The organism is Petrimonas sulfuriphila, assembly GCA_038561985.1.
GTDB classification, from domain to species: domain Bacteria; phylum Bacteroidota; class Bacteroidia; order Bacteroidales; family Dysgonomonadaceae; genus Petrimonas; species Petrimonas sulfuriphila.
The window spans coordinates 3321469-3335895 of record CP073276.1; the positions used below are offsets into that span (position 1 = coordinate 3321469).

Annotated in this window: 6 protein-coding genes; 4 read left to right on the plus strand and 2 right to left on the minus strand. The window is 48.7% G+C overall.

Annotated elements, in window-relative coordinates; genetic code table 11:
- The first annotated feature begins 38 nt into the window (after positions 1-38).
- The 4 genes from sprA to KCV26_14110 all read left to right on the plus strand — a co-directional run bounded on the left by sprA (position 39) and on the right by KCV26_14110 (position 11830).
- Positions 39-7190 carry a cell surface protein SprA gene (gene sprA / locus KCV26_14095; GenBank protein ID WZX36411.1) on the plus strand — a complete coding sequence of 2384 codons (7152 nt, stop codon included), beginning with the start codon at positions 39-41 and terminating at the stop codon, positions 7188-7190.
- Between the two features lie 125 nt (positions 7191-7315).
- Entirely contained in the window at positions 7316-7915 is a 600-nt protein-coding gene (locus tag KCV26_14100) for an RNA polymerase sigma-70 factor (GenBank protein ID WZX36412.1), read from the plus strand.
- Positions 7916-8075: 160 nt separating this feature from the next.
- Positions 8076-9077, plus strand: coding sequence for a FecR domain-containing protein (locus KCV26_14105; GenBank protein WZX36413.1), 1002 nt, complete (start codon positions 8076-8078; stop codon positions 9075-9077).
- Between the two features lie 86 nt (positions 9078-9163).
- The gene (locus tag KCV26_14110; protein ID WZX36414.1) at positions 9164-11830 is read left to right on the plus strand and encodes a TonB-dependent receptor; all 2667 of its coding nucleotides are present in this window, start codon (positions 9164-9166) and stop codon (positions 11828-11830) included.
- Positions 11831-11979: 149 nt separating this feature from the next.
- Here KCV26_14110 and KCV26_14115 read toward each other — a convergent pair whose 3' ends face one another.
- Together KCV26_14115 and KCV26_14120 are read right to left on the minus strand one after the other, a co-directional pair.
- Positions 11980-12831, minus strand: a complete 852-nt coding sequence (locus tag KCV26_14115) for a sugar phosphate isomerase/epimerase (protein ID WZX36415.1) — start codon at positions 12829-12831, stop codon at positions 11980-11982.
- A 63-nt stretch (positions 12832-12894) separates the two neighbouring features.
- The gene (locus KCV26_14120; protein ID WZX36416.1) at positions 12895-14412 is read right to left on the minus strand and encodes a Gfo/Idh/MocA family oxidoreductase; all 1518 of its coding nucleotides are present in this window, start codon (positions 14410-14412) and stop codon (positions 12895-12897) included.
- Between the last annotated feature and the right edge of the window lie 15 nt (positions 14413-14427).

The window sequence follows — 14427 nt, forward strand, 5'->3', positions numbered from 1 at the left end:
GAGTTGTGAGTTATGTTATCTATCCACTCACTGGATAATTGAAAAGAACAGCATTATATAACCTCTTTCTCATTGTTCTGCTTGCTGTGAGCAGAATACAACCTGTTGTTGCTCAGCAAGACACCACCAAATCAAGGTTTCCGGTGCAGAAAACGACCGTTGAAACGGTGGAAGACCTAACTAAAAAATTACCTGCAGATCTCCAAACACCCTCGAACATAAGAACGGAAGTGTTTTATGATTACAAAACCAACCGGTATGTTTTCCAAAACAAAGTCGGCGATAAGGTAACAGGAATTCCATTTACCATGACGCCTGCGGAGTACATGGAATATACGTTGAAAGAATCGAACGACAAGTATTTCAAAGATAGAAATGCCATCAGGAAAGAGGACAAACCTGCAGGCAAGGAGCCGTTACCGTTTTTCAACCTACGTCGGAGCAACACGCTGCTGGAAGACGTTTTCGGGCCTGGCGGAATCCAGTTGACCACTCAGGGATCGATAGAACTCAGCAGCGGGTTAATAAGAAACGTAATCGACAACCCCACCCTCCCCGAGCGCTCCCGAAAGCGAACCCGGTTCGATCTCGATCCACAAATTCAGCTTAACGTCAATGCCAAAGTCGGCAACAAGATTAATTTCGGACTGAATTACGATACCGATGCTGCGTTCAATTTCGATGCCAGACGTGTAAAACTCGCTTATCAGGGTGATGAAGACGAAATCATCAAAAACATGGAAGCCGGAAACGTGAGTATGACCACCGAAAACTCGCTTATCAACGGCGGAACGGCTCTTTTCGGTATCAAATCAGACCTACAGTTCGGCAAATTGCGCGTAAGCACTGTTTTGTCGCAACAGGAGTCGGAATCCCGGACCATCAGTTCTCGCGGTGCCGTTCAAACCACACCTTTCGAAATTAATGCCGATCAGTACGACGAAAACCGTCATTTCTTTTTAAGTCATTACTTCAGGGACAATTACGACAAAGCACTGGCAAAATTGCCTTACGTCCAATCGGCGGTCTCGATAACCCGGTTAGAAGTATGGGTGACCAACAAACGAAGCAGCTATGACCAGGCACGGGACATACTGGCTTTAGCTGATCTGGGGGAGCACAGCTCCATCCATAATCCCCTGTGGTCGACTACCGGTACAGAAACTGTGCCGCATAACGATGCCAATACGATGCACCGGGAACTGATCTCCACTTACGTTGCCGCACGCGATATCAGCCAAACCGCGGCAGTCCTTCCTTCAACCGTGATTATGGGCCGCGATTACGAGAAAATTGAAAGCGCACGGCTGCTCACTCCTTCCGAATATACTTTCCAGCCGCAATTGGGTTATGTTTCGTTGCGTACACCGTTGCAGGCCGATGAAGTACTAGCTGTTGCCTACGAATACATCTACAACGGAAAAGCTTATCAGGTGGGGGAATTTTCATCCAACCAAAACGTTGGTGCCCTTTTTCTGAAGCTCTTGAAGCCTGTCTCCCTTTCTCCGCAAGCCTATACCTGGGATTTGATGATGAAAAATATCTATTCACTGGGATACAATGCGTACAACATACAGAAAGACCGGTTTAAGCTCAGTATCACTTACCAGAGCGACACCACCGGCGTTTACCTGAATTATATTCCCGAAGGCGATATCCGCGATCACCTATTGCTGAGCGTGATGAATCTGGACAACCTGAATTCAACTAACGACCCTCATCCTGACGGTATTTTTGACTTTCTGGACGGTTACACCGTTATGGCCGATAACGGACGGATCATCTTTCCTGTAGTGGAACCTTTCGGTTCACACTTGCGAAAAATGATCGCTGACGATGCCGTTGCTGAAAAATACGTTTTTCAACAACTTTATGACTCCACACTGACCGTTGCCCGGCAGTTTGCAGAGAAAAATAAATTCAGGATTTCGGGCGAATACCGGGGCAGTTCGGGCGCGGAACTCAACCTGAATGCCACGAACATTACGCGCGGATCCGTGCGGGTCACAGCTAACGGCGTAGCGTTAATCGAGGGCACCGACTATACGGTGGATTATATTTCCGGGACGGTGACTATCATCAACCAGGCGATCCTGGATGCGGGAACACCTGTGACCGTGACACTCGAAAATCAATCGGTGTTCAACATGCAGCGTAAAACAATGATGGGAGTTGACCTGGCGTACAACTTCTCGAAAGATTTAAGGGTTGGAGCTACTGTTATGCACTATTACGAAAAACCCCTTACCGTGAAAACCGTTTTTGGCGAAGAATCTGTAAAAAACACCCTTTGGGGCCTGAATACCTCGTTTAGGAAACAATCGTATGCGCTAACCCGCCTGCTCGATATACTGCCCTTCGTGGACGCCTCCGCCCCATCCCAACTGACAGCCAACCTGGAATTTGCCCACATGATTCCCGGACATTACCGCAACAAGTACACAGGCGGATATTCTTACCTGGACGATTTTGAAACATCTACCTCAAGAATCGACTTACGGTCACCCTACGGTTGGTCGCTGGCATCAACACCATTCAACGATACCTCCACCGGGCTGTTTCCCGAAGCGGCATTAACCAACAATATCGATTACGGAAAAAACCGGGCGCACATGGCGTGGTTCTATATTGACGGGCTGTTTACACACCGGAACTCCTCACTCACCCCCGCACACATAAAAAACGACAAGGAGCAGCTATCCAATCACCTGGTACGCGAAATCTACGAACGTGAGATTTTTCCCGACAAGGAAGCCGTTTACGGCGATCCCCCTACACTTCCGGTGATGAACATCTCTTTTTACCCCGACGAACGCGGCCCATACAACCTCGACACCAGCATCGATCCCGAAGGAAAATTACTTAACCCGGAAAAGCGGTGGGGAGGAATCACACGAAAAATGGACATTCGCGATTTTGAAGCGGCTAACATCGAATATATCGAATTCTGGCTGATGGACCCGTTTGTGAACGATAAAACGGGAGCTGACCGTGGCGGCGATTTGTATTTTAACCTGGGTGAAATTTCGGAAGACGTGCTGAAAGATGGAAAAAAGTTTTTTGAAAACGGATTACCTGTTAACGGTGATGCGAGTACCTCCGGTACCAGTATTTGGGGAAAATACCCCTTGCGCCAGTCCACCGTCTATGCTTTCGATAATTCGCAGGGAGATGAATCGCGCCGTGTACAGGACGTGGGCCTGAACGGATTGAGTACGGAAGAAGAAAAAGCGTTTCCTACCTACGCCGCCTATTTGGATGAAATTATTCCTAAACTTTCTGAAGAGGTATTGCCAAGAATGCGGGCAGACAGACATTCATTGCTCAACGACCCTTCAGGAGACAATTTCAGGCATTACAGGGGACAAGAACAGGACCGGGCGCAACTGAGTATTCTGGACCGTTATAAATACTACAACGGGACCGAAGGAAATTCTCTCGCGCCCGATGAAACACAGCCCTACTCCACCGCATCGCGCACAACACCCGATGTGGAAGATATTGACAACGACAATACGCTGAATGAGAACGAGTCGTATTACCAGTATAAAGTGCAGCTTCGTCCCGGAAACATGACAGTGGGTAGCAACTATATCGTTGATAAACGAGAAGCAAACGTTTCGTTGCGCAACGGAAAAACGGGAAAAGTGAACTGGTATCAATTTAAGATTCCCCTACGTGATTACCAGTCCCGGGTAGGTAATATGAGGGGATTCAACAACATCCGGTTTATGAGAATGTTTCTTACCGGTTTCGGACAACCTGTATTTCTTCGGTTTGCCACGCTGGAACTCGTGCGCAGTGAATGGCGGACATACACTCAAAGCCTTCAATCAGGCGGAACCGTATCGGGACCGGGTAAGCTGGAAGTCTCAACCGTAAGCATCGAAGAGAACGGAGACCGTACTCCCGTGAATTACGTTTTACCTCCGGGTGTGACACGTATCCTCGATCCTAGCCAGCCGCAACTTCGTCAACAAAACGAGCAAGCCATCGCATTGAAAGTAAAGGATCTCGATCCGGGCGACTCACGCGCCATTTACAAAAACACCGAGTACGACCTGCGTCGCTACAAACGCCTCCAGATGTTCATACATGCCGAAGAAACGGCAGACGGCAGCAGCGATCTGCAAGACGACGAGATGAGTATTTTTTTACGTATCGGTTCTGATTACCGGAACAATTATTACGAGTACGAAATTCCACTTAAATTAACTCCTGCAGGACGCTACAGTTCGAACATCCCCGATCACCAGGAAACGGTATGGAAACCCGGGAACAAGTTCGATTTTCCGCTTGAACTGCTGACAAGCCTGAAACTGAAACGCAATGCGGAAAAACGTCGTGGAAGCGGTGTGACCTACCTTACTCCTTATTCCGAAGCAGATCCCCAAAAGCCGGAGAACAGGTTAACCGTTGTGGGAAATCCGTCACTTGCCGAAGTGAAAGTGATAATGATCGGCGTTAGAAATAACTCCGTCAGCGCCAAGTCTTCCGAAGTGTGGGCAAACGAACTCCGATTAAGCGAGTTCGACGAGAAAGGAGGTTGGGCGGTACAGGGGAACGTTAATCTCGCGTTATCGGATATCGGGTCGTTAACGGTTTCGGGAAGAAAGGAGACAGTGGGCTTCGGTACACTTGACCAAAGCTTGCTGGAAAGACGGAACGACGATTATTCATCAATAAATGTCGCCATGAATATGGAACTGGGACGATTCCTACCTGAGCCGTTAAAGATATCGGCTCCCCTCTACTATTCCTATTCCAATCAAACTACCGCACCACAATATGATCCGCTCAACCGGGATATTTTGCTTTCGGAATCGTTAAAAAACACGCGAAACAAACAAGAACGGGATTCGGTTATTCGCCTGGCTGTCACACAAACACTAAACAAAAGTTTGATTCTGAACAATATAAAAATGAATATAAAGAGTAAGAATCCGATGCCGTACGACCCAACGAATTTCAGTTTCGGATATTCCTACAGCGAGAACCATTTTCAAAGCCCCGATACCGAATACAACAACAGCATCCATCAGCGCTTGCAGGCGAATTACGGTTACACTCCGCTTGTGAAACCGTTTGAACCTTTTAAAAATTTCAGTTTCAACTACCTCCCCAACAATATCCAGATCAGTTCCCAACTGATGCGAAACTACCAGGAAACGCAGCTACGCGATCTGAACGCACACATGTCGGGATTTTCACAGTCGCAACGGCAGTATTTAACGTTCAGCCAATTCTTCACTTGGGACAGGGATTTTTCGATTACCTGGGACCTGACCCGAAACCTGAAGACCTCGTTCCGTTCGGGCACCATTGCTGAAATAGAAGAACCTTATCTGCAGGTAAACAAAAAACTTAACCGCGACGACTATGAGCTTTGGAAAGATTCTGTCATTCAGAGTATTCAGAACCTGGGAAAGCCACTCAATTACGAACAAACGGCAGATATAAGCTACACACTTCCGTTTGCGCAAATTCCTGTTCTGGACTGGATGAGTGTAAGCACAGCATACAATTCGCGTTACCGGTGGGAACGAGGTGCGTTTATCCGCGATGAAAATATCGGAAACATTTTGCAAAACGACCTGTCGCTCACCGTAAACGGACGGCTGAACCTGGTACAGCTGTACAACAAAATAGGGTTTCTGCGAAAAACCGGACAACGCTTTGATGCAGACGTTGCCCAATACCTGGCACGCAGCCTGATGATGGTGCGCAGTGTGAACGTAAATTTCGGGTACAGGTCCAGGACAGATATTCCGGGTTTTGATCCTATGGTCGGTGATTTTTTCGGACAAAGCCACACGCCTGCGGGACTGATCCCCGGGCTGGGCTTTGCTTTTGGATTTGATGGAGGTGAACGTTTTCTGGAAAAGTCTGATGCCAACAACTGGTTAGTTAAAAACGCAGACAATATCTCGCCGGCTCTATACCAACAAACACATAACGTGCGTATGGAGGCCACACTTGAACCGCTCCGCGGTCTGAAAATTGATTTAAATGCGCTGTATGAAAATAGCCGCCGTACGGAAATCCAATATATGTTCGACGGAATGCCCAAAATTTACGGCGGAAGTTTTGCGATAAGTACATTAGCCTTGGCTTCGGCTTTTGAGAACTCCAAGGCTAGAAATGATTACGCCTCGCCATCGTTCGACCGGTTCCTGGCAAACCGGGAAGTCGTCGCCGGCAGGGTACGCAGCCGGTACCAAAACTCCACCTACCCCAATCGGGGGTTTATTGCTGAAACGGCATTTCAAAACCAGCCCTTTAGTCCGGAAAACGGCGACGTGAACCTCCATTCGGCAGATGTGCTGATACCCTCTTTCCTGGCCGCCTATACGGGACGGGATGCTCAAAAAATCGGATTGACCGCTTTTCCTGACCTGCTATCGCTACTGCCCAACTGGGACATTTCGTACAACGTTTTACAAATGCTGCCTGCGCTCCGGGCAAACTTCAAATCGCTGCTGCTTACGCACAAATATGTGTCGCAGTATCGTGTAGGAGCGTTCTCCTCGTTCCTCAGCTGGGTACCCCTGGATGATACCTCCGATTTGGGATATGTCCGCGATGTGCTTACCGGTTCGCCTGTTCCGTCGTCACCATACGACATCTCTGCGGTAAACCTGATCGAAACTTTTAGTCCGCTTATCGAGGCACGGGGGGTACTCGATAACAACATGACCTTCAATTTCCGCATTAACCACACGCGTTCGCTCAACCTGAACATCGCATCTTACCAAGTCGTGGAAACGAACGACAACGATATGGTTTTCGGGTTAGGTTACCGACTACCCGATTTTAACCGCATTATCGGCTTTGGCTCTAACTCGGTAAAAGCCGGTCGCAGGCAAACACGTGTTAACCGCGCACAAGCAACGCAAACAGAGAACGCCGATAACCTGCCGGAATTCAACAACGACCTGAACATCCGGGTAGATGTGTCGCACAAAATCACACAGGCCCTTATCCGTAAGATCGAAGACCGGTTTACCCAAGCCACCAGCGGATTAAAAACCACCGCCATCCGCTTTTCTGCGGACTATGCGTTGAGCCGGTCACTCACGCTCCGTGCATTCTTCGATAAAACCATTCATGTGCCGTTGGTCTCCTCAGCAGCATACCCCACAGCCAACACAAGTGCAGGAATGAGCCTGCGGCTGAATTTGAACCGGTGATCCGGATTACAACAGGTGGAGATTTGCGACTTTCCGTGAAAAAAGTATCTTTGCATACGGCAAATCACAAACAGGATACGTATTTTCCTCTTTTGAGGTGTCCTTTACAATATAAACCCATTATTTTGCAAAAATCCGCAGGTAATACAAAATATTTATTTAATCAACTATCTACTGGGAATCAGGAAGCATTTGATATGCTTTTTCGGGATTGGTATGCGAGATTGGTGGGTTTTGCCCAAACCTTTGTTTCCGAAAGCGGTCTGGCGGAAGAAGTGGTGTCGGATGTTTTTGTATCGCTTTGGATAAATCGCCAAAAATTGGCCACTGTTAATCACGCAGATACTTACTTGTACGTATCCGTGAAAAACAGGTGCCTTAACGCCTCGCGGAGCAAAATTTTTGCCGTAGCCCCTGAAACACAACCTGATGTAAAAATGCTGGAATATGAAAATCCGCAGGAAGTAATGGAACATCGGGAGTTGTATGAGAAATTAAACCGTTTGATCAGTCAGCTTCCAGAGCAACAGCAAGTTATTTTTCGCATGATTAAAGAGAACGGATTAACAGCCAAACAAACGGCTAAAATCCTACAGCTTTCGCCTCGAACCGTGGAAACCCATATCTATAAAGCCGTAAAGCGACTCGAGGAAGAGATTACCGGATATCTGGGTTATTCGCCCAAGAAAAAAACGGTAAATCGGATGATCACGTTGGCATTGTGAGATAAAGAGTTTTCATATATCGTAGATTTTCCGTTTTTTCACTACGTATTCCTTTTCTTTCCCGTGTCCTTATTACAGAACCCAGGTGAAGCAGCCCGCAAGCCGCTTATCTACAAAGCGAGTTGGATATTGCTCTACCCCCATTAAACAACGTAATACAATGACAAAAAAATCGTTTCTTCACCTGCTCGCCAAAGAAATATCAGGGACTATTTCAACGGATGAGAAAAAAATGTTGGACGAAAGTCGGGAAGAAAATCCGACATTCGACCGGGTTTATACCGAAGTGCAGCGATTTATGCAGACGAAACACCATCAACCTGTCGTGGACGTGGAAGGCAAACTCGATGAAGTGTGGCGTCGTATCCATACACAACTGGAGCCGGAAGAGCCGGATACTCCCAAGCGGATTGTTCCGTTGTGGGCACATGTAGCCGCATCGGTGGCAATAATCGTGGGATTGGGCATACTGGCGTACAACCATTTGCCGAACGAGCGGATGCTCCATACGCAAACATTGCAAACCGGAGATGAAAACCTTTATGCCGTGCTAGACGATGGCACGCAGGTATGGTTGAGCAAGCACTCTCAATTGGCATACAATAAGAATTTTGGTGAAAAAAAACGAAAAATACGTCTCTCAGGCGAAGCGTTCTTCGATGTGGCGCATCGCCCCGAAGTACCGCTGACGGTTTCGGCGAACGAGGTGGATATAACCGTGAAAGGCACGGCGTTTAATGTGAATGCGACGCAACCCGATGTAGAGGTTGTGCTCGTCCGCGGGCTGGTGTCTGTGAAAGAGAATCGCCGAAAAGACACCGAAGCGTTCTTGTTGTATCCCAACCAGAAAGCGACAGTAGGCCATGGAAAACTCGTGTTAAACGAACACAATTACCAAGTTACGCAAACCAACGACACCATCGTTCTCGAAACCCAATGGTTGGGCGACGCGCTCGTTTTCCAAAAACAACGCTTTACCAATTTGGCTAAACTGATGGAAGTCCGGTTTGGCGTGGAAATCACGCTCCTCAATCCCACCATTGCCGAACAGCAATTCACGGGCAGCATCAAGAACGAAAGTCTTACGCAAATGCTGGACGCACTAAAACAATCGTATCCGTTTGAGTATGAGATTGACGGGAAGACAGTCCTAATTAGATAGAAAATTAGAACCAAGAGACAGGAACCAGGATAGATGACAATAGACTATTAGACCGATAGACTGATAGACAAAAAAAACAAACCACTATGCACAACAATAACATTCACACCACTGTAGAGACGCAATGCCTTGTGTATCAAACAAAAATAGTCATTTTCATTTTACTATTTTTATTTTCCTTCGGCACATTTGCCCAAACCAAACCCATTTCCATCTCGGCAAAAAACACGCCCATAAAACAAGTTTTCGCCGAAATCCAACAAAAATCGGGCTACCGTATTTTATATAATGACAAAGTGGTGACGGATGATTTACGCGTATCGGTAACCGCCGAAAACACATCGGTAAAAAAAATCCTGCACATGATATTGGAAGGCACGGATTTAACATACATCATGCAGTCGGACGAACTCATTATCATCACCAAACACCGATATGAGAGCCAGCGGGCGGAGGTTTTCGGCACGGTTATCGATGAAAAAGGCTTACCCGTGCCTTACGCCAACGTGGTGCTGCTGCAACCCGACGATACCACCAAACTGGGCTATGGTGCAGTTACCGACGAGGCGGGCTACTACAAATTGGCCAACGTGAAGCCCGCCACATACCGTCTACAAGTGTCGTTTATCGGCTACAAAACACAGTATTCGGAGTTTGTGGTATCGGACGAAAACCGTCAGCCCATCGTGCGCAATTTCACGTTACCCGCCGACGAAACCGTGTTGCAGGAACTTGTGGTGGAAGGCCAACGCCCCGCCCTGAAAACCGAAAACGGAAAACTTATCTACCACACACCCACGCTTTTGCGCGGGAAAGGTGTAACCAACGCTTACGACGCACTCAAAGAAATCCCGGGCGTGATGGAGCAGGGCGAACGCCTCACCCTCATCGGTACAAGCGGCATGACGGTGCTGCTCAACGGACGAAAAACATCAATGACTTACGAGCAACTGATGGCGATGCTCAAAAGCATTCCACTCTCGCGCGTGGAAGACGTGGAAATCATGTACAGCACGCCGCCGCAATACAACATTCGCGGAGCGGCCATCAACGTGGTTTTGAAACAGCAGGGCGATGACGAGCAAAACGCGTGGCAGGGCGAAGTAACAAGCGAATACCGCCAACGCACCTACGCTGTGGGCGGATTGCGGGCAAGTATGCTTTATGTGGGAAAACGCACAACGGCAGAAGCACTCTATGCGTACCGAAACGGAAGGGAGTTCAGCGAAGAAGAACTCACGGCAGCACATACACTCAACGGTACGGTGTACGATATTCGTCAACACAGCGAAGGAACGAACAAAGGCGATGGACACAACGTGCACATGGCGCTTCAACACACGTTCGGCAACAAAGACAAAGGCGATGTTTCCTACACGGGAATCTTCGATGACGGGCGGTCCAACCGAACCGCGTCCACCGATATTTCAGGCACGGTAACCAATTCGAAAACAGGAACGTCGGGGCCCTCGTCCACACACAACATCAAAGCCGATTATTCCGCGCATTTCGGGCTAAACATCGGAGCAGATTACACCGCGTATAACGATAAATCGGATTATTTTCTCGAAAACACGTCGTTGGCATCTTCCGCGCTTGCCAACAAACTTACCTATCAGTCCGAGCAGGAAGTCCGCCGAACGATGTTTTATGTCACCCAATCGCACACGCTCAACAACGATTGGAGCATCAATTACGGGCTCAACTATTCGGGTGCGCACACCCAAAACCGTTCCCGCGCGCTCAAAAACGGCGAGGGATTTGACGACGCTACTTTCGACACGCGGCAGCGCGAACATATCTGGAATTTCTTCGCGGGATTTTCCAAATCGTTTTCCGAAAAACTATCCATGCAAGCATCGTTGGCGGCAGAATATTACAAAGCTTCCGAAACATCCAAAGGCCATACCAATCCGCTTTGGAACGATGTAGCTTGGTTTCCGACGCTCAACGCGAGTTACAAGCCTTCGTCCGACCATATTTTTCAGTTTGCCGTTTCGTCCGACAAAACCTATCCCTCGTATTGGAGCCTCAATCCAAGCGTGTTTTATTTCAGTACCTACGGCGTAACTTATGGAAATCCGCACCTGCGACCAAGCCGCGATTACAGCATCGGCCTCACCTATATCCACAAACGGAAATATGTAATTCGTCCTTATTTCAATTACATTCCCCATTATTTTGTGCAGTTGCCCTATCAGTCACCCGAAAAATTGCAACAGGAGTTTGTGGAACAAAACTACACATACAGGCAAGTTGTCGGGTTGATGGGTGTTTTGCCGTTCACTATCGGCAAGCGCGTTTCGTCGCGACTGGTTACCAACGTGATGCACTGGCGCGAGAAAGACGACGAGTTTTTCAATTTGTCGTTTGACCGTAAAACCGTTTTGGGTATTTTTCAGATGAACCACGATATTACATTGTCGGCAAAACCCGACGTGAAAATGAATGTTTCAGGATACGTTTCCACGCCCACAGGGATTCAGGGAATTTACGATTTGGGTGCGTCAGGTAACCTCGCGGGTGCGCTCACGTGGACATTCGACCGCAACCGCACCCAAATCATCCTAAAAGCTGACGATGTTCTCAACACCCGCACGCCTCTTGCCTCCATCGATTTTAAAGGGCAAAAAAGCACGCTAAACGCTTTCCGAGACACCCGCACCGTTTCCCTCTCCTTCATCTACCGCTTTGGCGGTTACAAGGAAAAAGAACACAAGCAGGTGGATACATCGAGGTTTGGAACGAACTAAGTACCTTTAATTGAATAAATTCTATAAAATTCTGTTCAAATAATAAATGCAGCCAGTCTTCATCCAATTTCTAAAGACAAAAAAGAACCCGCCGGAAAAGTTATGGTTCCGACGGGTTAAAATTTTCTAATGATCAATATTTTAGTGTTTTACAAAACCTCATCCGCAACTTTATTGAAATAATCAATAGACTGTCTGATTTCCGGCAGGTTGTTTTCCCAGTTTGCTTCATATTCAATGGTGAAATACCCGCTGAAGTCCTGACGCTTCAACTCTTCCAGCATTCCCTTCACATTCAACACTCCGGTTCCCCAGACCACATCTTCCAGGACTCCCTCCGGCCCTTCAGGGGCAATGTCCTTAAAGTGCATGGCCATGAGCCTTCCCTCCAGTTGCCCCAGCGCCGGTATCGGATCGATTCCCATTCTCTTGAAATGGCCTACATCGGCGCTTGATCCCAATAGCGGATCTCTTTGTCCGATGTACTCCAGCAAAAGTTCAGGTTTCCAATAGGAGTCCCCGTTCGGATGATTGTGGGTGGCTACCTTTATGCCATATTCTTTGGCAAAGAGTTCCACGATATCCCAGTCCTCGCGTGCCGGCTCGGCGCTGATGAATTCCATTCCCATATCTTTGGCAAACGAGAAAACCTTCTCCCATTCATCGCGCGAGGAAGTCCAGACACCGGAAGATACGATTTTCACCTCCCTGGATGCGGCCAGCTCCCTCAATTGTTCTTGTTGCTCCGTAGTCAGGCCATAACCGAAAACAGCATCGCCAAACCCTTCTCCCATCTTTTGTCCGGGATAGATTTCAATGTAATGCAGTCCCAGTTCCCGGGTCTTCTCCAATGATTCCACCACGGAAAACAGGTGAAAGGTGTAGGATTGCATGGAAAGTCTCCAGCCTTGCTTTTCCGCTTTGGTTTCCGTCTTGGATGAAGCAACGCAAGCCGACAGGCAGCCGGCCAAAAGAAAAAACAGCAATTTTTTAATTTTCATACGGTTTGTTTTATAACGATAGTGCATCCGGTCCCCGGAGCACTATCGTTTTTTCATTAATTCTCAAATGTTTGGCATTTCCGGCAGCGTGAACCCGTTTTGGTATGTATGCCTAATCCACTCATTGGCCATCTCCAGGGCGTTGAATTCGGCAAACCTGCGGTCGAACTTCGGGTCCCCGTCTATCACCGCATACTCATCCACCGTCACAATCTTTATCTTGTCGGTCGGGGAGATATTGGTGAACTTCATATTCTCTCCATCCCACTTCAGTTCCCGGTGCAGGCCGTGCAGCCCGGAGAGCCTGGTTGCCAGTACGCCCATTACGACCATTTCATTAAACGGTCCCGAGAACTGGAAGTTGGACGAGGACTCTTTCCGGTTATTTGGAGACTCCTTACATGCCCTTATCCAGTCTTGCTCGTGGGCATCGGTAGCCCAAATATTCCCGTTTCCTCCCTTAACCCTGGGAATGGTGGGCTCCGGCTCTTTGAAGTCTGCCATCAGGGAGGTCGGCAGGAGCGTCGGGTTCATGCCGTAACATCCGGTCATGATCTTTCCTTTGGTTCCCACCAGTATGATGCCGCCGTTTGAATCGCCCATCATCTCTCCGTCTTTCAGTTCCTTGGGACGGTCGGGAACCAGACCGCCATCATACCAGTAAACGGTGAGCTCCGGCATGTTTACATTGCCTTTGGGAGGCCTTGCCGGGAATTTATAGGTTACCTTCTGTGCCTGCGGCGGTGAATAGAGGTTGGAAAGCGTGGAGCTGCCTTCTACCGAAGAGGGGTATTTCAAGTCGAGTGCCCAGTAGAGCGGGTCCATGATGTGGCAGGCCATGTCTCCCAGGGCGCCTGTGCCGAAATCCCAGAATCCCCGCCAGTTCCACGGGGTGTATGCCGGGTCGTAGGGCCGTCTTGCGGCCGGACCGATGAACAGGTCCCAGTCGAGAGCCGCCGGAACGGGGACACCCCCCTTGGGCTCTGCCAGCCCTTGCGGCCAGATGGGGCGGTCAGTCCAGCAGTGGGCTTCGTGGACATCCCCGATGACACCTGACTTTACCCACTCTGCCACTTGTCTGCACCAGTCGAAGGAGTTGCCCTGGTTGCCCATCTGGGTGGCAACCTTGTATTTTTTAGCCAGCCTGGTCAGCAGCCTGGATTCATACACGCTGTGTGTCAGCGGTTTTTGTACATAAGTGTGCTTCCCCAGGGTGATGGCGTGGGCGGCCACGCCCGCGTGGGTGTGGTCGGGTGTCGCCACCAGGATGGCATCGATGGAGTTTCCCATCTTGTCGAACATTTCCCGCCAGTCTTTAAACTGCCTGGCCTTTGGATGATCGCCGAATGTCTTTGCGGCATATTTCCAGTCCACGTCGCAAAGGGCTATGATGTTCTCCGTTTTCATGTTGGCCAGGTTGCGGCGCCCCATGCCCCCAACGCCAACACCCGCAATATTGAGCTTGTCGCTGGGAGCCATATGGCCAAAAGATTTACCTAATATGCTGTCAGGTACGATGGTCAACCCGGCAGCGCCTGCTGCCGCTGTTTTTAAAAATTTTCTGCGTGAATATGTGTTCATTGTTTTAAAATTTTG

Excerpts from the sequence above, each read along its gene's own strand:
- KCV26_14115 (WZX36415.1), bottom strand. The coding sequence starts at position 12,831 with ATGAAAATTAAAAAATTGCTGTTTTTTCTTTTGGCCGGCTGCCTGTCG.
- KCV26_14110 (WZX36414.1), top strand. The coding sequence starts at position 9,164 with ATGCACAACAATAACATTCACACCACTGTAGAGACGCAATGCCTTGTG.
- KCV26_14105 (WZX36413.1), top strand. The coding sequence starts at position 8,076 with ATGACAAAAAAATCGTTTCTTCACCTGCTCGCCAAAGAAATATCAGGG.
- KCV26_14120 (WZX36416.1), bottom strand. The coding sequence starts at position 14,412 with ATGAACACATATTCACGCAGAAAATTTTTAAAAACAGCGGCAGCAGGC.